Origin of the sequence: Tunturiibacter empetritectus (assembly GCF_013410875.1) — a bacterium.
GTDB lineage: Bacteria > Acidobacteriota > Terriglobia > Terriglobales > Acidobacteriaceae > Edaphobacter > Edaphobacter empetritectus.
In genome coordinates this window covers 367,094-388,051 of record NZ_JACCCU010000001.1, presented here as the reverse complement: position 1 = coordinate 388,051, position 20,958 = coordinate 367,094, and the positions used below count along the sequence as shown (strand labels likewise).

The following is a 20,958-nucleotide window of genomic DNA, read 5'->3' as shown; positions in this document are numbered from 1 at the left end:
TAGATATCTTGGGTTTCAAAAAAAGGGGCGCGGTGATTAACCACCGCGCCCCATACCTAACTTGAAGCTCTTAGCTGCAGCCTGAGGTGCTGCCGCAGGACATGCAGCGGTAGCAGGAGCCGCTGCGGGTCATGATGGCTCCGCAGGTGGCGCAGGAGGGTGAGTCGCCCATCTCGTACATGGACTTCATGGCGTCGGAGGCGTGGTAGATGCCGCGGTCTTCGAGGGACATGGGGTTGGGGGATTCGAGTCCGCTGCGTGCGCTGAGGTCCTTGGCTATGGTCGCCGACGGCTCGGGTGCGATTCCCTGCTGGGGTGGTGTGGTGGGGTGGTAAGTCTCCTCAAAGTTGGGGGCGGGTTCGGAGGAGGACAAGATGCGGGGGTTCCTCCCTTCGGCTCCGCTCAGGGCAGGCTTTTCCGCGCTTTGCGCTTCGCTCGGAATGACGGCATTTGAAGAGGCGTTGAGGTTGGAGAGGACCGAGGTGCTGGAGGGTCCGCTAAGGTTGAGCGATTCGATGCGGTTGCCGGGGGCGTTGACGGTGCCTTCTACGGGGATGCTGGTTGGGATGGTGGACTGGCCCTGATTTTGGGGGGTGAGGCCGGCGAAGAGGTCGAACTGGTGTCCGGAGAGGAAGCGGATCTGGATCCAGCGGAAGATGTAGTCCATGATGGACTTGGCGTAGCCGATCTGCTCGTTGCCGGTCCAGCCGGAGGGCTCGAAGCGGGTGTGGGCGAACTTCTCGCAGAGGACACGGAGAGGAACGCCGTGCTGGAGGGCGAGGGAGACGGCGGTGGCGAAGGAGTCCATAAGTCCGGAGACGGTGGAGCCTTCTTTGGCCATGCGGATGAAGATCTCGCCGGGCTGGCCGTTGGGGTAGAGGCCGACGGTGATGTAGCCCTCGTGTCCGGCCAAACCGAACTTGTGCGTCACGCTTGCGCGCTCGGCAGGGAGACGGTGGCGGACGGCGCGGGGCGGTGCCTGCGAGTCTGCGGCGTCGGAGTTCTGGAGAGCGGCCTCGGCGATCTGCTTGAGCTGAACTTCAAGAGAGTGGATGCGGACGTGGGCGGCGGTGGCGGTCTCCATGGCCTCGGTGAGCTGCTGGCGGGCTGCGGCGCGGGCGGCTTCGACGGCTTCGTCGATCTCGACCTGGGCTGCTACTGCGGGCGCTACCGATGCTGCGGGGGCTGCTGCGGCTACGGCGTTGGTGCTGCGGGTTCCGGCTACGTTCGTCGATCTTGTTCCTTTTTTGTCATCGTCGGTCTGGGCGGTGACGTTGAGGGGCTGGGTGCCTTTGGAGTTGTCGCGGTAGATGGCTACGGCCTTGAGGCCCTGGCGCCAGCTCTCCATGTAGGCTTCGGCGATGTCGTCGACGGAGCAGTCCTGCGGGAGGTTGACGGTCTTTGAAATCGCCCCCGAAAGAAACGGCTGTGTCGCCCCCATCATCTTGATGTGGCCCATGTAGGAGATGCTGCGGGTTCCCTTGGAGGGCTTGAAGCTGCAGTCGAAGACGGCGAGGTGCTCGGGCTTGATGGCGGGAGCGCCTTCGATGGTGCCGGTGGCGTCGATGTAGCTGACGATGGCGTTGACTTGCGCCTCGTCGTAGCCGAGCTTGATGAGCGCCGAGGGGACGGTGTTGTTGACGATCTTGATCATGCCGCCGCCGACGAGTTTTTTGTATTTGACGAGGGCGAGGTCAGGCTCGATGCCGGTGGTGTCGCAGTCCATCATGAAGCCGATGGTGCCGGTGGGGGCGAGGACGGTGACCTGGGAGTTGCGGTAGCCATGCTTTTCGCCGTGGGCGAGTGCGCCGTCCCAGGCGTGGCGGGAGGCTTCGATGAGGGTGTCGAGCTGGGGGACGGAGAAGGGCTCGGTGCTCTGCTTGGACTTGCCGATGTTGTTGACCTCGGCACGATGCATGCGGACGACGTCGAGAAAGGGCTCACGGTTGACGTAGAAGCCGGGGCAGGCGCCGCCTTCGATGGAAGCCTGCTGGGTGAGCGGGGTGGCCGCGCCGAGGGGCGGGCAGGTTTCGGCGATGCGGGAGGACTGCCAGTAGGCGTCGCCGCAGAGGATGGAGGTGAGGGTGGCGGCGAAGTCGCGGCCGGCGTCGGAGTCGTAGGGGAGACCGAAGGCCATGAGGAGCGCACCGAGGTTCGCGTAACCGAGGCCGAGGGGGCGGTAGTCGTGCGAGTTTTTCGAGATCATCTCGGTGGGGTAGCCGGCGGAGTCGACGATGATCTCCATGGCGGTGGTGACGATCTCGATGGCGTGGCGGTAGCTGGGGATGTCGAACTGGCCGCCGGGGGTGAGGAACTTCAGGAGATTGAAAGAGGCGAGGTTGCAGGCGGAGTCATCGAGGAACATGTACTCCGAGCAGGGATTGGAGGCGTTGATACGGCCGGTGTTCTTGCTGGTGTGCCACTTGTTGATGGTGGTGTCGAACTGCATGCCGGGGTCGCCGCACTGCCAGGTGGCTTCGGCGAGCGAGTGCATGAGGTCGCGGGCCTTGTACTCCTTCACCGGGGTGCGCTCCTTCACCGTGCGGGTGACGAAGCTGCCGTCGGACTCGACCGCGCGCATGAACTCGTCGTTGACCCGGACGGAGTTGTTGGCATTCTGGAAGAAGATGGAGCTGTAGGCCTCGGAGTCGGGGCCGCTGCCGTCGTAGCCAGCCTGCATCAAATGCCAGGCCTTCTGCTCTTCTTTCACCTTGCACTGGATGAAGTCGTTGATGTCGGGGTGATCGACGTTGAGGATGACCATCTTGGCGGCGCGACGGGTCTTGCCGCCGGATTTGATGACGCCTGCGAAGGCGTCGAAGCCACGCATGAAGGAGAGCGGGCCGGAGGCGGTGCCGCCGCCCGAGAGGGTCTCCATGGAGCCGCGGATGTTGGAGAGGTTCGAGCCTGCGCCGGAGCCCCACTTGAAGAGCATGCCCTCAGTCTTGGCGAGGGTGAGAATGGAGTCGAGCGAGTCCTGCACGGAGTTGATGAAGCAGGCGGAGCACTGGGGCTTGGTGTAGCCGGTGACGGAGAACTCGACCTTGCCGGTGGTGGCGTTCCAGTGCCAGTTCTGGGCGTCGGAGTTGGGCTCGAGACGGTCGCAGCCTACGTTGAACCAGACGGGCGAGTTGAAGGCTACCTTCTGGTTGAGGAGGAGGTGGGCGAGCTCGGCGTAGAAGGTGTCAGCGTCGGCCTGGGAGGCGAAGTAGCCGCCTGCGATGCCCCAGTCGCGAATGGACTCGGAGACGCGGGTGATGAGGGCGCGGACGCCGGACTCGCGCTCGTCGGAGCCGTTGAGGCCGTGGAGGTACTTGGAGGCGACGATGTTGGTCGCAGTCATGGACCAGTCGGCGGGCACCTCGACATTCTTCTGCTCGAAGATGATCTTGCCCTTGAAGTCCTGGATGATGGCATCGCGGAGCTCCCAGACGATCTCATCGTAGGGGGAGACGCCGGGTTTGGTGGAGTGGCGATCGAAGGTCAGGCCCGGGGTGCGCTGGTTCTTGAAGCCGGCTGCTCCGGGTGTGGTCTGGGTGCCGCTCTGGCCTTGGGTGTGGGTCTGGTTGGGGATGGTCGCCATGGGGAAGTACTCCTTCTAATTTGATGAAAAATCTGAGTTGCCGATGCCTCCCGGAGGCGTTCGGCCGGGAGGTAAAAACTAACGACGAGAGCGCTGGATATGTATCCGGCTCAAATGGCCGGCGGCGTTCTGGGTCGTGAAATGTAAGGAACTTTGGCCGTGTTTTGCGTGGCTGCAGTCGTGAAAGTAACGCCCCCTATGGGGTGTGTCAAGTATAAAGCACAACATGTTGTGTTGGTTGTGCGAATACCCCTGTTTACGCGGGGTTAATGTGTCTGTCCCATGAAAATTGCGGCTTTTGCTGTGGATTTTGCAGAATCTACGCGCCAGTGGCGACTTTACCGCTCAGTAACGGTGCTGGTTTGAGACTAGGCGCAAACCAGCCCCGGAACAAGGGGCGTGGTTATGGAGAGAAGGTGGAAATGTGGGAAAGAGGCACAGAATCGGGCTGCCACGGATACACGCCATTCCCTGGGCGAAAAAGAACCCGTGCCCCGAACTAGAAGTGGGGGGCGCGCCGAGGGCTTTGGGGTTAGAGAGGTCGTAGCGCATAAGCAGGTGGGGGTGGGGATAAGAGAGGGGCATACTGTTTGGGTGGGAGGGATCCGTATGCTGAGAGATCTCCTGAGAAAATGGATTCCTGACCGAAGGAGAGATGGGCAAGGCAGAAAGATCGACGAAACTTACGCCTGCCGCAGTGATGATGCCGTACACCCCGACGTTTGTGGCAGGAACGACTGGATCGTACACCTGGGCCACCGTGATCGGGAGCTGAACCCGATAAAGGAGCCGCCCTGTGTTGCGTGAGATCAGGTCGATGCCATCAGTCAGGGGCTGGACGAGGACTGAACCATCGGAGTAGAGCTTCTGTCCGTATGTAGGAGATGGAAGCCAAGTCTCCCAGTCAATGTAGGCTGGCACCGAGATGGCGTTGAGAGACGAATCGGTAAGATCATCGTTTGTGACAAGTGTGGAACCGTCAGCAGAGAGGGCAAGGTCAGAATATCCGCCGCTATTACTGGCGGTTGAGATTGAAGAGTGGACAGTATCAGTTGCAGTGTCGAGCCAAAAGGCTTCGCCCTCGACCTCTGAGTAGACGCGGGTACCATCGGAACTCAGAAGCACTCGACTCGCCGCGTCGAGCGCTCCCCCACTCTGAAGGGTTCCGAGACTCGTAAATGTGCCTGCAAGAGTGTCCAATTTATAAAATGCAGGAGTTCCGGTACCCCCGAGATCAACGGCGTCAAAGTAGATCTTCCCAGTATTTGTCACCGCAAGGCCGGCAGGGCCAATGGGAGTGAAATTGGCGAAACTGGGCACAGCGAATCGCTGAGCCGATGAAGGGCTGTCTGGATTCAACACATAAATCGCCTGCCCATGAAGGTCTGAGACCGCGAGCAGGGAGTTGTCTGGAGATTCCGTAATCGCGAGCAGAGTTGACGTGGAGGTCGTACCGGGAAGAGAGATCGGCGTCTGCCAACCGGACTTACGGGACAGAACCTGGATCTTTGACGTATCGCTAAAGAAGTAGAGATCGCGCTTCGCGTCATAGAATCCGGCCTGAAGATTGGCGGATATGGGGAAGTTCGTCACTGGGGCGGCGTAATGAAACACTCCAGAGCTGGTGGTGATCCCCGTGGGGGTAAAAACGGTTAGATCGACGGAAGACCCAGCCGTTCCTGGAGGAATAGTAAAGAGCAGCGTCTCCACCGGGAAGGGATAGGGACTGTAAGGAGCTGCAGGATAAAGCTGGGTAACAGGTGCGTTTTTCCCGCCAACAGATACTTGGAGACCCGTGGTGTTCTGGCCAAAGCCATATCCAACCACCGCACCAGTGGTGCCACCTTCGGCGGTTGCGGCATTTGGAACAACTTCGAGAATCGTAGGGCCATAGCTGAACGCCTCAGGGGCAATCGCAACGGCGTTATTGTTGAAAATTGCGGATATATCTACAGGGCCCGGGAACACGGATGCAGGAGTGGTAGCCGTGATCTGGTTGGTAGCCGAATTGCTATTCGGGCTTGGCGATACCTCGACGTTTGACGCCGCTGAGGCTCCAACGTAAAGAAGCGGCGTTCCAGGATCGTTTGCCGGAGTGACATATAGATTTGCAATTTGCAACTGTGTCCCGCCTGACTCCGGCCCTGTTGATGGAGTCACGGCCAGCGGTCCGGCCAAGGTGGCTGCGGTCGTAACGGCGGCATCGATGAAGCCAACCCCATGACCCATTGGCCCAAGAATCAGGCCGGTCTCATCGACGGCCGCAATCACTAGAAAATCCTGAGTGTCACTTATTTTGAATGCTGGAATCCAATTGCGCAGCGTCAGGGATGTGGTGTCGAAGGCGGCAACGGAACCGAAAGATTGATCGACGAGATAAAGCGTCTTCCCATCGAGACTCATGACTGCTCCGCCTGCAGCGTTGGGTAAACCCGGAACACCGGAGACATCGCTGGCGGGACCAGGTATCTGGCCGATCAACGCGACTGTCGCGACGTTAAAGACCAGGACGCCGTCGAGATTAGACGTCAAAAAGAAGCGACTGCCATCCGGACTTGGAATAATCTGTCGGACAAAAGTATCGGAGACGTACTTGCTGAACGCTGCCTTCTTGGCAATCGGATCGTAGGAGCAAACGGGTAGAACTCCACCACCAGAGTCGATGGTCGCTGCCAGCACATGCGTGCGATCGCCACTTACGGCGAAGGCTCCAATGTTTTGAATGTTGGGGCAGACGGTCCCCGGAAAAAATGGCTCGGTAGGATTCGGCGTCCCCGAATCGAGAGAGTTGGTCTGAGGATCCCAGACTACGACGCTGGCGCTTCCATCAACAGAGAGTCCTCCGGCACCACCCAGCAGGGCAAGCCGTCCATCCGCCAAGACGAAGACCTCGGTTGGCGCGTAGCCTTGTGGACCGATGGATGCTGAAGGATAGCGCTGGATGATGCTGTTTGTACTCGTATTGATGGTGTAGATATCCCCGAACAAAGTGGCGACGTACAAGGTATCTCCGGTTGGAGCAACATCGAGACCCCAGGCGAGGGGCACTGCGATCGCGGCTATCTGAGACTCTGTAGTGGCGTCAAAGACATCAATCTCATTGAGGAGTGCGTTACTTACGAAGAACTGTCGATGGGCCGGGTCGTATGCAGCGAAGTGGGGTGGGGCGAATTCCAGCGAGTTAGGATCATAGGCACTGTTTGTACGTAGATACCGTGTGCGAATGGGCGCATGCGCCGTCATCGTGGGAGGGAGTTGAGTCATGACCGTCACCACAACGGTGATGGTATGGCTCAGGAGCCCTGCGGTTGCTTGAGCTGTAACCGACGTATTCCCGATGGCTGCTGCTGCCGACGGGCTGAAGACAACGGTCTGTTGTGCGCCAGGTAGCACAGAGAAGGACGACGGCGATACGGCATCGAAGAAGGTAAACCGGTGAAGGACACATTGACGGGCTGATTGAATCCATTGATGGCTGCCAGCATGAAGACGATCGACCCGCTGCTGCCGGGCACAAGGCTAGCTGGTGAGCCAATGGCGGAGAGAACGAAATCACCAGAGGAGCCTGTGCCGGAGCTGGGACCAACTGAGGAATGCGGCGAACTCCCGGACCCACAACCGATCATTGCGAGACTGCCAATTACGCTGAAAATCGAGAGTGATAGCAGGTACAAATTCGGCAGTTTTGCAATCGAGACACAATTCTTCATACACGAAGGCCTGTAATTCCGAAAATTTATCTGAGCTAATGATTGCCTCTGGACATTACCTGAGAGGAGCAATAAACACAATACTTCTCCAGGTTATGGCTCATACGTATTGTCAGAACCAAGACAGACCAGGTAGGCGAATGGATCGCTGGGCGAGACTGCCGTTTGACCCCTTGGAAAGTGGGCAGTCCCAAAATGGGAATCCCCTCGAAATAAATCCGGAAATAGTGGCATGTTTTTCAAGCCTGAAAAATGACAGTCAGCTGACCAGCTTTCACCAGCAATCCACCACGAACTCACCATCAAAAGACCACGTTCTGCACCCCCTTTTTTGCCAAAACCCCAAGCAAAACCAGAGAAACTCCTCCAGAAAAAAAATCCCGTCGGAACTTGCGTGTACCGTGATGCGTAAAGCTTGGAAGACAACAACCAATCAGGCAGATAATCAAACGGAGATGCGGATGGAAGTGACAAATCCGAAACAGCGTTTTGTGCAACCAGAGGCCGGCTTGCGATCTAACTCTATAACCTTGTGGGGGATAGCCCTGGTGGTAGCACTCGTTCATCTGCTGACGAACGGGCGGTATGGGTTTCATCGGGATGAGTTTCAGTTTCTGAGCGATGCGCGGCATCTGGATTAGGGATTCGTCGCGTATCCCCCGTTTACCCCGTTTGTGGAGCGGGTGGGGCTGCAGTTATTTGGGGCGTCGATGGTGGGGTTGCGGCTGTTTTCGGTTGTTGCGCAGGCGCTGGCGATTGTGGTGACGGGGCTGATGGCACGGGAGCTTGGCGGTGGCCGGGTGGCGCAGGTGGCGGCGGCGTTTGCGGTGGCGACCTCCGGGCTGCCGGTGTTCGAGGGGACGGAGTTTCAATACTCCTCCTTCGACTACCTGTGGTGGGTTCTGATCGCTTACTTCGTAATTCGGCTGTTGAAGACTGAGAATCCGCGGTGGTGGCTGGCGATCGGAGTCTTTGTCGGACTGGGGTTGATGACCAAGTACTCGATCCTGTTTTATATCGCGGGGATTGTGAGTGGGATGCTGCTCAGTACGGCCCGGCGTTACTTTGCGAGTGGCTGGTTCTGGGGCGGAGTGGCGGTGGCGCTCCTGATCTTTGCGCCTAACTTCATCTGGCAGGTACGGCATGGATTTATCTCGATGCATTTTTTGCAGCACATTCATGCGCGGGATGTGAGGCAGGGGCGGGCGAACGGCTTCGTATGGGACCAGTTCAAGATCTGCGCGAATCTGGCGGCGGCGCCGTTGTGGATCGCTGGAGCGATCTGTTTTCTGCGGGACAAGCGGTATCGGATGCTGGGGTGGATGTACGTAGTGCCGTTGGCGCTGTTTCTATTCGGTAAAGGACGTGGGTACTATTTGGCGGCCGCTTATCCGATGCTGCTGGCGATGGGTGCAGTGGCCGGGGAGAGATGGGTCGCGACTCTTAGCCGGGTTTGGCGACGGGTTGTGTTGAGCGTGGCTTTTGCGGGGATGGCAGTGTATGGGGTCCTTGTGTACGCGATTATTGTGCCCCTGGCTTCGGATGGGCCACTGAAGCAGTTCGCACTGAAGAACAATGGCGACCTGCGGGAGGAGTTCGGATGGGATGAGTTGGTGAAGACGGTTGCAGGGATCCGTGATTCTTTGCCGGCCGAGCAGCGAGGTGAAGTTGGTGTGCTGGTGGGAAACTACGGCGAGCAGGGAGCGTTGGAGATTCTGGGATCGGCTTACCATCTGCCGCCGCCGATCAGCATGACAAACTCGGCATGGCTGCGAGGGTATCCTACGGCGCCGCCTTCGACGCTAATTGTGGTTGGCTTTTCGCGCGAGGCTGCAGATAGGGCGTTTTCGGCGTGCAGGCTAGCTGGGCATAATGGAAACTCGGCGGGCGTGGAGAACGAGGAGAGCCAATCGCACCCGGATATCTTCCTTTGCGGACCTCCACGGTTGCCGTGGCCGGAGTTCTGGAAGGAGTATCAGTCGTATGGGTAAGGTGCACTAAGAGACGCGGGTGAGGCGGAGACGTTGGCGGAGTTGCGCGGTGGCTTCGCGGTGGCAGAGCAGGCAGAGGGTGCGGAGGTTGTCGAGGTCGCACTGGCCGCCGCCTTCAGCTACGGGACGGATGTGGTCGGCGTCCCAGAGGCTGCGGCGAGAGGCGATGGACTTCATGCCGTAGAGGCGCAGGCCGGCGGCGCGTGCGGGGCCTCGGGAGCGCTTCAGTGCGGCATAGGCGGCGAGGGTGTCGATGGCGCAGACGCTGCAGATGCCGCGGTCGCGGATGAGGACCTGCTCACGAAGGTAGCCGGGGTCGGTACGGAGACGCCACTGATGGACGCAGTAGTCGCTGCAGAAGGTGCGGCGGCGTTTGGCGAGGATTTCGAGTTCGCACCAACGGCAGAGAGGCAGGTTGTTTGGGCCGACCGGGAGCGCGTGGCGGGTGGTGCGGCCGCCGGTCAGGGTGCGTGGGACGATCATGCTGGCTTGAGGATAAGGCGCTCACGGTGGGTTTGGGGATGGTGAGGTGGGTTCCCGGCTCGCGGAAGGGTGTCGCAGAGAACGAAAGATTTCGCGGGCGAAGACGAAAGAAAGAGCTTCGACGGTAGTGGTGTTAGGGCAGAGTTGGCTATGATCGTGAAGAAGCGGAGGGCACGATGTCCAGGACACAGTCGGCGATGGTCGCATTGGGAGCTACGGCTCCGGCGTTTGAACTGATAGATGTGGTGAGTGGCAGGGCCGTGGGGCGGGATGATGTCTTCGCTGCGAGCTGGGACGATGGCCGGTCTGATGCGGACAATCTAATGACCGGAGGAGGAACGTCGCCGTCGGGACGGCATGGGTTGCTGGTGATGTTTCTTTGCGTGCATTGTCCGTTTGTGATTCATGTGGAGGAGGAGCTGGCGCGGATAGGGAAGGACTATGAGGGAAAGATTGCGATCGCGGCTATCTCGTCGAATGATGTGGAGGCTTATCCGCAGGACGCGCCCACAGAGATGAAGAAGCAGGCGGAGCGGCTTGGGTTCCGCTTTCCGTATTTGTACGACGAGACGCAGGAGGTGGCGCGGGCGTATGACGCGGCTTGTACGCCGGATTTCTTTTTGTTCGATGCCGAGATGGCGCTGGTGTACCGTGGGCAGCTGGATGATAGCCGGCCTCGACGCGGGGATTCAGGCAACGACCTTCCAGTGACGGGGCAGGATCTGCGGGCAGCGATGGATGCGGTCCTTGCGGGTAAACGACCTGATACGAATCAGCGATTCTCGATTGGATGCAATATTAAGTGGAAGGAATAACCGGCAGCTGGCGCGGCTGGTCGATGAAATCTATTGACGATATGAGAAAGGGAGAGCTATGGATGCTGTACTCGAAAAACTGAAGGTAGGGATACGGAAGTTTCGGACTGGGGTTTACACGGAGCACAAGGACAGGTATGTCAAAGCAGCGAGCGAGCCGCAGAAGCCTCATGCTTTGATTGTGACTTGCGCGGACTCTCGAATCGATCCTGAGTTGATTACACAATCTCGTCCGGGCGACGTATTTGTAACTCGAAATGTCGGCAATCTGGTACCGGCGTACGGCGATATGCTTGGCGGCGTGAGCGCGGTGATCGAATACGCCGTGACAGCGCTGAAGGTACAACATGTTGTGGTGTGCGGCCATTCGGATTGCGGAGCGATGAAGGGCTTGCTGCATCCCGAGGCGTTGGAGAAGATGCCGACGGTGAAGAACTGGTTGAACAATGCACATGCGGCGTTGAGTGTGGCTAATTCGCTGGCCGAAGATGAGGAGAAGCCCGATGTGCTGTTGCGGCGGGTTACGGAGGAGAATGTATTGCTGCAGATGCAGCATTTGCGGACGCATCCGTCGGTGGCAGGAGCGATGGCGCGGGAGGAGTTGACGATTTCTGGCTGGGTGTACGACATCGGCAAGGGCGAGGTGAGGATCTCAGAGGACGGCGGACGGGTGTTTGTGCCGGTGAGGATTGAGGGCGCAGGCGAATGATCGTTCCGCGTGGACGACAACTTACGGCGATGCTGAAATACGTCGGCTTGCCATTGCTACTGCTGGTGCTTTATGACCTGGCGGTGGTGGCGGCGTACAAGGTTATGGGCTGGAATTGGGTCGCACTGCCGCATATTCCGCTAGCGCTGTTCGGGTCGTCGATCGGAATTATCGTTGCGTTTCGAAACCAGTCTGCCTATGCGAGGTGGTGGGAGGCGCGGATTCTGTGGGGTTCGGTGGTCAATAACTCACGAAGCTGGGCGCGGCAGGTGACGACGGGGATGTTGTCGCTGACGGGTAGCGATGCTGCGGAGCTGAAAGAGATGCAGCGGCGAATGGTGTATCTGCAGATCGCGTTTGTGCATGCGTTGCGGCAACACCTAAGAAAATTGGAGCCGTGGGCTGAGCTGAAGCCGCTCCTCGACGAGCGCGAGTTGGAGGCGCTGCGGGTGGAGAAGAATGTTCCGCTTGCGATACAGCAAATGATGGGGAAGTTGCTGCTGGAGTGCCAAACCAGGGAGTGGATTGACGCGCTGCAATGGCGCGCAATGGATGAGAGCCTGAACGATCTGGCAGACGCGCAGGGGGGTGCTGAACGGATCAAGAACACCCCAATGCCCAAGCAGTATGACTACTTCCCACAGCTTTTTGTACAGATCTATTGCGTGTTGCTTCCGCTGGCACTGGTAACGAGTATGGGGTGGTTTACTCCGCTTGGCTCCACGCTGGTTGGCTTTATCTTTTTGGCGTTGGACAAGATTGGGCGGGATCTTGAGGATCCCTTTGAAAATTCGGTCTACGACGTTCCATTGACTTCGATCACCACGACGATCGAGACGAATCTCAGGCAGATGCTGAGTGAGAAGACGCTGCCAGCTGCTAGTACGCCCATTGACGGCGTGCTTTGGTAGGCAGCGAGGTATGTAGAGCCCCGGCTTTCACTCCGGGGCTTTATTCAGCTATCTGGGAAGGTCAGGCGTGGGAAGCGCCATCGGAGCCATGAAGTTTTACGAGCTTGTTGTAGATGCCGAGGATGAGGAATGGGGCCGCCCACTGGCCTACGAATAAAGCGTCGTGGTGTTTTTTAGCAGCTTGGAAGCCGACCGAGACGGCCATTGAGCCAAGTGCCAAGGCCAGATAAACGCTGGATGGCACCTGCGCAGTTACCTTTTCGATGGCTGCAGTTACTTGATCTTCTTGAACGTCCCCTTGACTTACACGATAGTCGGTCATGAACAAATCTCCTTGGCGGCGTGGCCGCCGTACTTCAGAAGATGCAGGATTAGGTAGAGGTGCGGCGATCACCTTTCAGGTGAGTTTTGCCTCGTCAACAGGGGTTTCCATTGCTTTGATGAGATGGAGCCGATCGGCTAAAGCCAGTCCAGCCTGCGGAGGACGAACAGCATGAGAGCCGTGATAACGACGGTGATACCACCGACCCACTCCGCCCCGTGGGGCGAATCTTCAAAGGGGAGTCCTTTGAGGTTCATTCCATAGATGCCGGAGATGGCAAGGACCGGAAGGACGATGGTGCCTAAGACCGTCAAGACCTTCATGACTTCGTTGGTGCGATTTGAGACGGACGAGAGGTAGATGTCGAGCGTGTTGTTGAGCAAGTCGCGCTGGGTTTCGACAGAGTCGAGCAGACGTGCGATGTGATCGTAGGTGTCGCGGACGTAGGGCTGATAGTCGGCATCGATGATGGTGTTGGGATCGCGCTGGAGATGGAGGGCCGCATCGCGGGTGTTGACGAGGACGCGGCGGAGATCGATGAGTTCGCGCTTGATGGCGAAGATGGATTGTAGGATCTCAGGCGAGGGATCGTCGAAGACTTTGTCTTCGAGCTGGTCGATGCGGTCGTCGAAGTGGTCGATGGCCGGGAAGTAAAGATCGACGATGGTGTCGAGGATGAGGGAGACGAGTTTTCCGGGGTGTTCGTCATCGCCGTCGCGACGGGCACGGGCGAGGGCCTGCTCCGTGGTGGGGCAGGTGGGGTCGGAGACAGTGATGAGGAAGTCTTTGCCAGCGAAGATGTCGACAGGCGAGAAGGAGGGCATCTCTTCGCCGGGGTTGTCGGGGTCGGGGATGAGACGCACGGGCTTGAAGACGGCGAAGGTGTAGGCTGCGCCGGAGTCAACTTTAACGCCTTCGTCTTCGTTGCGTGTGTCTTCGAGATGAAGAGGGTGGAGGTTGTACTGTTTGGCGAGCGCGTCGAGCTTGGGGTCGTTGGCGTCGTTGAGTTGATACCAGGGCATGGGAGTTCCTTTTGTATGCGATTTGAAGCCAAAAAGACCGTAACTCGAGTCCATCCTACTTTGGCACACGTCTATGATCTAGAAAACACCCTCAGATTCTAGAAAGCGAGACCTACCCCTGATGCAGATCCGGTGCGATGTTCGTCTATTCGTGTTGCTGTTGACTGCTTTTTGGCCTGGTTTTAACGTAGAGCCAATGCTGGCGCAGGCTGGCGCTGGTGTGGCGTCCGGGTATGACCCGCGACTGACGTTTGCGCCGCTTACTCTGCCACAGCCGGTCAATGGATATCGGTCGAGCAACGGTTCGCCGGGGCCTAGCTATTGGCAGAATGAGGCGGACTATGAGTTGCATGCATCGCTCGATACAGAAACGAAGCAGCTGAGCACAACGGAGATTATCACTTACACCAATAACAGTCCTGAGGTGCTGCCAAGTCTGTGGGTACAGGTGGAGCAGAACATTTATCGGAAGGATTCGCGGTCGCGAGTTGCGAACGGAGGAGCAAGGCGTAGGCGTGGAGGGGATGAGGCTGGGCCGACGCCTTCGACCGAAGGCTATGTCTTCGATTCCGTTGAGATCGAACAGGGGAAGCAGACCGTGAAGGCGGAGTATCTGATTAACGATACGCGGATGCAGATTCGTCTGGCGACTCCGTTGGGTGGGCATGGCGGCCAGCTGAAGATTCACATCAAGTACCACTACGTAATTCCTGGCGTCTGGGGTGGCAGGACTTCGTGGGGCGCGACCAAGAGTGGGGAGATCTACGACATGGCGCAGTGGTATCCGCGGATGTGCGTCTATGACGATCTGCGCGGGTGGGACACGCTGCCTTACATTGGCGCGGAGTTTTATCTGGAGTATGGGCACTTCGATTATTTTGTGACGGCACCTTCGGCGATGATTGTGGCGGGGTCGGGGGAGTTGGTGAATGCGAAGGAGGTGCTGACGAAGGCGGAGATGGAGCGGTTGGACCAGGCGAAGAACAGTGATAAGACGGTGTACATTCGCGCGCCTGCAGAGGTGAGTGACCCTGCGAGCCGCCCGAAGCAGGGTGGAACGTTGACGTGGCACTTCCACATGGAACACACGCGGGATGTGGTGTGGAGCGCGTCGCCGGTGTTTGTGTGGGATGCAGCAAAGATCAATCTGCCGGATGGGAAGAAGAGCCTTGCGATGAGCGTGTATCCACCGGAGAGTGTTGGCCCGGACGCGTGGGACAAGTCGACCGAGTATACGAAGGATACGATTGAACGATTTTCGAAGCACTGGTATCCGTACCCGTGGCCTGCTGCGGTAAGTATCGCTGGGTTTTCAAGCGGGATGGAGTATCCCGGTGTGGTCTTCGATGGCGTTGAGGACAAGGGACCGTTCTTCTTCTGGCTGACGGCGCATGAGTTCGGACATAGCTGGTTTCCGATGATCGTCGGCTCGAATGAACGGCGGCACGCGTTTATGGATGAGGGGTTCAACACGTTCATCGATATTGAGGAGTCAGCCGAGTACGCGGGCGGGAAGTATGGACCGAAGCGAGACTCGGAGTATTCGGCTGGAGGAGAGCCACCGGACACGATTCTAAAGGTGCTGGACAATGCAGAGGCAGGGACGTTGATCATGCCGGCGGATAGCTATCCGGGGCAGCTTGGGCATCCGGTGAGCTACTTCAAGGGTGCATACGGCATGGTGCTGCTACGCGAGCAGATCCTTGGGCCGGAGCGGTTCGACTGGGCGTTCCGAAAGTACATCAAGGACTGGGCGTTCAAACATCCTTCGCCTTCTGACTTCTTTCGTGCGATGGAGAGCGAAGGCGGCGAGGACCTGAGCTGGTTCTGGCGGGGATGGTATCTCAACAACTGGAAGTATGATGTCGCCGTCGATAAGGTGGAGGGATCGGTTGTCACGATCAGTAACCGTGGACAGCTGGTGTTGCCAACTCCTGTTGAGGTGCGGTTCAAAAGCGGGGAGAAGGTGCGCGTTACGCTTCCCGTCGAGACTTGGCTGCAAAAGGGAGTTTATATGTGGACGCTTGAGAACAAATCGCCGATTGCTGAGGTCGTGGTGGATCCGGATCATGTGCTGCCGGATGACGATCGCAGCAATAGTTCGAAAAAGGTGGAGTAATTGGCCAGAATTGAGAGATGTTTACGCTTGTGATCTATTCCGATTCATCGGCGGTCAAGCTTGGTTGACTTCATCGACCCAACGAAGGTCGCAGCTGTTGCAGTGCCAGGACTCAGAACCACGGGGCAGTGGCAAGGAAAAAAGGTAGAGCGAGGCAAGTGCCGCCTTACGGCCCTGACGCTCCCAGGTGATGTCGATGGAAGTGCAGCGAGGACAGCGTGGCTGCGAGAAGCCTGGCTGGTCCGGGACAGCAAACTCGGTGGGGACAGGCTGTGACAGAATCTCTTCGGCTGCATCGACATCTGTCGAAGCGACCTGAAGGCGGATGCCCCCGATAAAGTTCGAAACCTGCCAGTCGAGCCGGACAAGATTCTCGTCTTTGAGGAAACAAAAAATGCCGGCCGATTCAAGAACGGCGCGAGCCACGATTGCTTCGGAGAGATCGCGGTACCGGCGAACGGTGACAAGTTCGCGAAACTCTGGAGGTGCCTCATCTGGAATCGTTGACGGCTCGGTAAACTCCATGCGGCGAGAAGCGAACTCGGCGGCGAGTGCAATGCGGGCCTCTGGCAGCAGCGAGTGCCAGTCAGCCAAAAGGCTTTGTAACTCCGACTCAGACATTGGGCGATATAGGTCGGCGAACGTAGGCTCAGGTTCGGAGCGAAAAGGGTTGAACACGCCTTGGATGTTAGCAGACCACGAGATTTATCCAAACGGAGCAACGTGCCTGAACTGACCACGTTTTGACCACTAAACAACCACGCTCAGCATGGCTATTTATTGAAAGACCCCTGCAAGAGGTTTTTCTGACTTCCTAACCTAAAAACAGGGCGTACTCTTGAAAGTTACTTATGTTGAAGGTTCTTGAGTGTCTTGGTGATGCCTTTGGCGCCGGCGACCACAGCCATCTTGGTGTTGTCGATGACCTTGCTCTTGCCTGGGGGTGTGGGGTTGAGACCAAGTTTGCGCAGCTGGTGATTGACGCGGAAGAGATCTCGATCGAAGGCGATTGATTCGTATCCGATACTGAGGGACATCGAAGACGTGGGACCGCTTTCGACCATGTGGGGGAAGTGCATGGGAATGTGGACGCCGGTTCCGGGCTCCATATCGAAGCGGACGCCACGCGACCTGATCTCTTCGCGGAGTGCGATCTCGTTCTGCGCCCAATACTTTTCGATATCGAGGTCTTTGAGAATCTCTTTGTCGCTTCCGTCGAAGATATAGATGGTCTTTGTGCCTTGAATCTGAAGAAGAAAGCTGTCTTCGCTGTCGATGTGGTACGGGGTGAACTCGTTTGGCGAGGTCAGGAAGAGAGTCTCCATGGGCGCGCGGTACTCTTTGACGAGGTCGACGTGAGTGAGCTCTGAGAGCTCTTGCGTCATGGTTTCGAGGACCTTGTCATACTTTGGCTGCGTATGAATGAAGCTGAGCTTCATCCTCATGCGGCTGAGGTCAGAGTGGCGAAAGGCCTCTACCAAGCTGGCCTTGTGATCATCGCTTCCCCACTCTCTGAACTTTCTATCGAGGTAGAAGAAGCCGGATTTGGTGTTGTCGCGGCTCCAGATTTCGGCGAGCTTCTCGACCGATGCCGTCGAGAAGAGATCGTTTGAGTCCAGGTTGTGAGAGAAGAGAAAGGGCTTGCGCCTAAAGCAGTCAGTAAATTGTTGTTCTGGTTGAAAGTATGTGTAAGTCACAGAATCCCCCGGCAGATCGCTACCCCAAAAATCAGTTGCGACAAGCGAATGGTACAGGGGGAGGAGTCTCGACTTCAATTCTAAAGTGGTCTTGTGGGGGGATTTGTGCACTACTTTAGCGGTATTTTGCGCAAAGTAACCGGAATTTAGTTACTATTCTCCCGCTTATCGGTCGCTGGCTCTCACAATTCAAGCCCAGCGGATGCGCTAGCGAGTAACGGTTTCAATATGAGTGATTTCGCCGTCGCGCATATGGAGGATTCGATCGGCAATCTGAGCGGCCTCGGGATTGTGGGTGATCATGAGGACGGTCTGGTTGAGTTCGCGGCTGGACTGGCGAAGCATCTTTAGAACGGCATCGGAGTTTTTCGTATCGAGGTTGCCGGTTGGCTCATCAGCGAGGACGATCGCGGGGCGGTTGATGAGAGCGCGGGCGATGGCTACGCGCTGCTGCTCCCCGCCGGAGAGCTCGTTGGGACGATGATCGAGACGACCCTGGATGCCGAGCATCTCGGTAAGGTGGGTGAGAAGAGGGCCGTCGAGTTCTCGCTTGGTCGAGGCGCCGAGGTTGGCGATGTCATGGGCGATCTCGATGTTGCCCATGGCCGAGAGGGTGGGCAGGAGATTGAAACGCTGGAAGATGAAGCCGATCTTGGCGCGGCGGGTGCGGGTTCGCTCTGCGTCGGTGAGGGTGGCGAAGTCTACGCCGTCGATGAGGACGGAGCCGGTGGTGGCTCCGGTGAGGCCGCCGAGGATGTAGAAGAGGGTGGACTTTCCGGAGCCCGAGGGGCCGACGATAGCGACAAACTCGCCGGGTGTGATGGCGAAGTTGACCTTACGGAGTGCGGGGACCTCGAGTTTGCCGGAGCGGTAGGTCTTTCCAAGATCGCGGGCGAGGATGATGGGCGTTGCGGCGCTGCCATCGGGCATCGAGTGCAGAGGCGTTGTGGAGAGGGAGCCGGGTTGGGGGGGCAACGTGGAAGAATGAGGAGGCATGTACGTATAGAAAGTCTATCGCGAATGGGGTGGGGAGTGAGGCTGACCGAGTTTTTACTGGCGGGCGTGGTGGGTTGGACGGCACTGGGAGTGGTGGGTATTGGGGTGTCGTGGCTGCGTGGCGAACGGGCACGAGTGCGTCGTGGGACAGCTTGGCTGGCTGCGGTTTGGGTAGTGTATCTGTCAGTGCTGATAGCGGTTTCGCTGGGGCAGAAACAGAGAGTGGTAGCGGTGGGGCAGCCGCAGTGCTTTGATGAGATGTGCTTTACGGTCACGGGGGTGGAGGAGGTGAAGGGCTTCATGGTCCGCGATGGACGGCGCCTGGTGCGAGTAACCGTCCGAGTTACAAATCGGGGACGGTCGGCGCAGAGCGAACGCTTGATACAGGTTTATCTGACGGATGCGCAGGGGCGTCGCTGGGAGGAATCGGCTGGAGTCAATGGAGTGGGATTGGCTACGAAGGTGGGTGGCGGAGCTTCGGTGGTGAGTGAGCCGATCTTCAACGTGGCTGGAGATGCGACAGATTTGAGACTGGTTCTGACGCATGGCTGGAAGCAGCCGGGATTGCTGGTGATTGGCGACTCTGACAGTGTGCTGCACCGCAAGACGGTGGTGGAGCTTGGGCGCTGACTGTGGACTGCGGCGGCCTTGAGATAACGAGCGAGGTGATGGCGGGAGAATAAAACAGCGTAAGTTACGCAGATCATAGCAAGGAAGTTACTGACGTGGGAGCGGCAGCGAGATAACTTTTTCCTCGGAATTTGCAAGCTGGTGCATGATGACGCGTGAGAGGCACGAGAATTCCCTGTGGAATGCGGGGGCACGACATGGCACGTGAATTGCATGTCGTAATGCTGTCGGAAGTCTGAAAGATACTTCTGAAACGGGCTCCATCTGTCGCGCACTATCTGCAAGACAGAGATGACATTCATTAGTAGTGACGGGCTTCATGCACGAACTACATTACGGACGCGATCGGCTTGAACGACCAGTCAGATTCGCATGCAGCATTCCGCTTTTTACGTTTTACGCTGACTTTATTCAGCTTGAGTTGAAGCCCTAACCCCGGATAGTTACGTGACGCACCAACTGCGCCCGCTGAGTCTCCGCGTGCGCCCGCAGAGTGGTGCGTCAATTTTGTCCCCTATGCAGCCGGCCTTGCTGCGTAGCAGGTCGCGCTCGCCAACAAAGCCCAGGAGGCAGAAGTGAATAAACTCATTTGCACTCTCGTTACCGCATCGGTTCTCGTCGGCGGCTCCGCCTACGGCCAGAACAAGACGAAATCCAGCAACGACAAACATGCGAAGCAAGCGCTGCGTGACAACCAGATGGACAAAGTCACCGCCGCCGGCGAAGAGAACTCTTCGATCGCGGCCAACAACTCAACCGTTACTGAAAACAACACAGGTGCGGTGAATCTCTCGGGATCTGCACTGATGGGTGCCAGCGGCATCAACATCGTGAGTTCGACTGACGCGCTGGTTGCCAATGGCGTGAACGTCTACGACAGCAGCGCGTTGTCGGATGCCTCATCCAAACCAACCGCTGTGACGCAGGCCAACGGTATCAGTCAGGATAGCTCATCGTCAGCAGTTCTCACTGGTTACAAGCGGGGCGCAAACAGCCAACTCGACGCCACCTACGCAGACACCGCGACGGCGACGAGCAGCTCTTCCAAGAGCCTCAATGCTTCTTATAACCATACGGATACCAGCAGCGCATCCTATGCGGACGACTTCACAACCAGCTCAAGCAAAACGCTGGCCGCGACACTTGCTACTACATCAAACCGCTCATCGATGTATAGCAACGTGAAGTCGGCTTCTGGGACAGCGAGCGAGACGGCAACCGATGCAAGCACCAGCAACAATACAGCGGCTTCAAACGAGACGTATGCGACCTCGGCTTCCACCAAGCCGGGAAGCTCCTCATCGGCCGGCACTTCGTCGAATAACAATGGTGCTTCAAGCCTTGGAGCCACATCGTCGACCGTAGGCAGCGGGACTGACAATCTTGCCACCACGAATAACGGATCTGCAAGCAACTTCACGGCTGGCACGGCGAACACTGCTTCAAACACGGCAAACAGCTCTGACCAGACAGCTGAGATGGCCAGCTGGTCCAAGAATAAATCCGCGTCTAAAACCTCAGCGAAGTCGCTGAATGCAAGCCTGAACACCTCCGATACCTCCTCGACCACTCACGACCAGAGTGCGACAGCTTCCGACGCGACCGCTACGTCTACCAGCATAGCGACCAGCAAGATGAAGTCAGACTCTGAGAGCGAATCCACGAGCAGCCACGTTATTCAAAACATACAGGGCGCAGTCAGCTTCGATGCAGCCGCCGCGAAGAACATCGCAGTCGATGGATCGACGATCAGCGACACCAATAGCTATAGCGTGACCCTTGCCGGTACGGCAGAGCAGAACGCGAAGGCGTTGAACATCGTCAACGCGGCCGGCGGTATGGTTGCCAATGGGCTGAACATTGCTCATACGACAAACCTGACCACGATGCCGACCCTTAGCCAAGTCAACAGCATCTCGCAATCCCGCTAAAGACGGCCGCAGGGAGGGCTCCTCTAACCAGGGAGCCCC

The 20,958-nt window shown here is 57.9% G+C and carries 16 protein-coding genes and 1 pseudogene; 9 read left to right on the top strand and 8 right to left on the bottom strand.

The features are described 5' to 3' along the window. Positions 1-70: 70 nt before the first annotated feature. Together HDF08_RS01645 and HDF08_RS22050 are read right to left on the bottom strand one after the other, a co-directional pair. Complete coding sequence (locus HDF08_RS01645; protein WP_179636703.1) at positions 71-3,583, bottom strand: vitamin B12-dependent ribonucleotide reductase; 3,513 nt, start codon at positions 3,581-3,583, stop codon at positions 71-73. A gap of 345 nt (positions 3,584-3,928) precedes the next feature. Further along, positions 3,929-6,976: an IPT/TIG domain-containing protein gene (locus HDF08_RS22050; protein ID WP_179636702.1), complete on the bottom strand. Its 3,048-nt coding sequence runs from the start codon at positions 6,974-6,976 to the stop codon at positions 3,929-3,931. A gap of 90 nt (positions 6,977-7,066) precedes the next feature. On the opposite strand from HDF08_RS22050, the gene HDF08_RS01635 reads away from it, so the two are divergent. The 3 genes and pseudogenes from HDF08_RS01635 to HDF08_RS01630 form a co-directional block, all read left to right on the top strand. Continuing rightward, positions 7,067-7,309: a hypothetical protein gene (locus tag HDF08_RS01635; RefSeq protein WP_179636701.1), complete on the top strand. Its 243-nt coding sequence runs from the start codon at positions 7,067-7,069 to the stop codon at positions 7,307-7,309. A gap of 124 nt (positions 7,310-7,433) precedes the next feature. Continuing rightward, on the top strand, positions 7,434-7,934 hold the full coding sequence (locus HDF08_RS21555) for a hypothetical protein (RefSeq protein WP_257030827.1): 501 nt from the start codon (positions 7,434-7,436) through the stop codon (positions 7,932-7,934). A 27-nt stretch (positions 7,935-7,961) separates the two neighbouring features. Further along, positions 7,962-9,284, top strand: a pseudogene (locus tag HDF08_RS01630) (glycosyltransferase family 39 protein); the annotation flags it as partial. Between the two features lie 6 nt (positions 9,285-9,290). Here the strand turns inward: HDF08_RS01630 and HDF08_RS01625 are convergent. Next, on the bottom strand, positions 9,291-9,767 hold the full coding sequence (locus tag HDF08_RS01625; RefSeq protein ID WP_179636700.1) for an HNH endonuclease signature motif containing protein: 477 nt from the start codon (positions 9,765-9,767) through the stop codon (positions 9,291-9,293). A gap of 176 nt (positions 9,768-9,943) precedes the next feature. On the opposite strand from HDF08_RS01625, the gene HDF08_RS01620 reads away from it, so the two are divergent. From HDF08_RS01620 to HDF08_RS01610, 3 genes are read left to right on the top strand one after another with little or no spacing between them, the layout of a single operon-like run. Then, positions 9,944-10,582: a thioredoxin family protein gene (locus HDF08_RS01620; protein ID WP_179636699.1), complete on the top strand. Its 639-nt coding sequence runs from the start codon at positions 9,944-9,946 to the stop codon at positions 10,580-10,582. Positions 10,583-10,640: 58 nt separating this feature from the next. After that, complete coding sequence (locus tag HDF08_RS01615) at positions 10,641-11,291, top strand: carbonic anhydrase (RefSeq protein WP_179636698.1); 651 nt, start codon at positions 10,641-10,643, stop codon at positions 11,289-11,291. Continuing rightward, on the top strand, positions 11,288-12,202 hold the full coding sequence (locus HDF08_RS01610; RefSeq protein WP_179636697.1) for a bestrophin family protein: 915 nt from the start codon (positions 11,288-11,290) through the stop codon (positions 12,200-12,202). Before HDF08_RS01615 ends, HDF08_RS01610 begins: the two co-directional genes overlap by 4 nt. Before the next feature lie 61 nt (positions 12,203-12,263). Here HDF08_RS01610 and HDF08_RS01605 read toward each other — a convergent pair whose 3' ends face one another. Both HDF08_RS01605 and HDF08_RS01600 read right to left on the bottom strand, forming a co-directional pair. Next, positions 12,264-12,524 carry a hypothetical protein gene (locus HDF08_RS01605; RefSeq protein WP_179636696.1) on the bottom strand — a complete coding sequence of 87 codons (261 nt, stop codon included), beginning with the start codon at positions 12,522-12,524 and terminating at the stop codon, positions 12,264-12,266. A 137-nt stretch (positions 12,525-12,661) separates the two neighbouring features. Continuing rightward, positions 12,662-13,546: a magnesium transporter CorA family protein gene (locus HDF08_RS01600; protein ID WP_179636695.1), complete on the bottom strand. Its 885-nt coding sequence runs from the start codon at positions 13,544-13,546 to the stop codon at positions 12,662-12,664. Between the two features lie 196 nt (positions 13,547-13,742). Between HDF08_RS01600 and HDF08_RS01595 the strand changes: the two genes are divergently transcribed. Continuing rightward, positions 13,743-15,665, top strand: a complete 1,923-nt coding sequence (locus HDF08_RS01595; RefSeq protein WP_179636694.1) for a M1 family metallopeptidase — start codon at positions 13,743-13,745, stop codon at positions 15,663-15,665. A gap of 54 nt (positions 15,666-15,719) precedes the next feature. Here the strand turns inward: HDF08_RS01595 and HDF08_RS01590 are convergent, their stop codons facing one another. The 3 genes from HDF08_RS01590 to HDF08_RS01580 all read right to left on the bottom strand — a co-directional run bounded on the left by HDF08_RS01590 (position 15,720) and on the right by HDF08_RS01580 (position 18,358). Then, positions 15,720-16,259, bottom strand: a complete 540-nt coding sequence (locus tag HDF08_RS01590; protein ID WP_257030826.1) for a putative signal transducing protein — start codon at positions 16,257-16,259, stop codon at positions 15,720-15,722. A 251-nt stretch (positions 16,260-16,510) separates the two neighbouring features. Continuing rightward, positions 16,511-17,362: a JmjC domain-containing protein gene (locus tag HDF08_RS22045; protein WP_179636692.1), complete on the bottom strand. Its 852-nt coding sequence runs from the start codon at positions 17,360-17,362 to the stop codon at positions 16,511-16,513. A 207-nt stretch (positions 17,363-17,569) separates the two neighbouring features. After that, complete coding sequence (locus tag HDF08_RS01580) at positions 17,570-18,358, bottom strand: ABC transporter ATP-binding protein (protein WP_373563100.1); 789 nt, start codon at positions 18,356-18,358, stop codon at positions 17,570-17,572. Positions 18,359-18,394: 36 nt separating this feature from the next. On the opposite strand from HDF08_RS01580, the gene HDF08_RS01575 reads away from it, so the two are divergent. After that, complete coding sequence (locus tag HDF08_RS01575; RefSeq protein WP_179636691.1) at positions 18,395-18,988, top strand: hypothetical protein; 594 nt, start codon at positions 18,395-18,397, stop codon at positions 18,986-18,988. A 575-nt stretch (positions 18,989-19,563) separates the two neighbouring features. Beyond that, positions 19,564-20,919 carry a serine-rich family protein gene (locus HDF08_RS01570; protein WP_179636690.1) on the top strand — a complete coding sequence of 452 codons (1,356 nt, stop codon included), beginning with the start codon at positions 19,564-19,566 and terminating at the stop codon, positions 20,917-20,919. The last annotated feature ends 39 nt before the right edge of the window (positions 20,920-20,958 follow it).

Coding starts and splice junctions, on each gene's coding strand:
- HDF08_RS21555 (WP_257030827.1), top strand. CDS start 7,434: ATGGATCGCTGGGCGAGACTGCCGTTTGACCCCTTGGAAAGTGGGCAG.
- HDF08_RS01620 (WP_179636699.1), top strand. CDS start 9,944: ATGTCCAGGACACAGTCGGCGATGGTCGCATTGGGAGCTACGGCTCCG.
- HDF08_RS01595 (WP_179636694.1), top strand. CDS start 13,743: ATGCTGGCGCAGGCTGGCGCTGGTGTGGCGTCCGGGTATGACCCGCGA.
- HDF08_RS01610 (WP_179636697.1), top strand. CDS start 11,288: ATGATCGTTCCGCGTGGACGACAACTTACGGCGATGCTGAAATACGTC.
- HDF08_RS01615 (WP_179636698.1), top strand. CDS start 10,641: ATGGATGCTGTACTCGAAAAACTGAAGGTAGGGATACGGAAGTTTCGG.
- HDF08_RS01635 (WP_179636701.1), top strand. CDS start 7,067: ATGAAGACGATCGACCCGCTGCTGCCGGGCACAAGGCTAGCTGGTGAG.
- HDF08_RS01600 (WP_179636695.1), bottom strand. CDS start 13,546: ATGCCCTGGTATCAACTCAACGACGCCAACGACCCCAAGCTCGACGCG.
- HDF08_RS01605 (WP_179636696.1), bottom strand. CDS start 12,524: ATGACCGACTATCGTGTAAGTCAAGGGGACGTTCAAGAAGATCAAGTA.
- HDF08_RS01580 (WP_373563100.1), bottom strand. CDS start 18,358: ATGCCTCCTCATTCTTCCACGTTGCCCCCCCAACCCGGCTCCCTCTCC.
- HDF08_RS01625 (WP_179636700.1), bottom strand. CDS start 9,767: ATGATCGTCCCACGCACCCTGACCGGCGGCCGCACCACCCGCCACGCG.
- HDF08_RS01645 (WP_179636703.1), bottom strand. CDS start 3,583: ATGGCGACCATCCCCAACCAGACCCACACCCAAGGCCAGAGCGGCACC.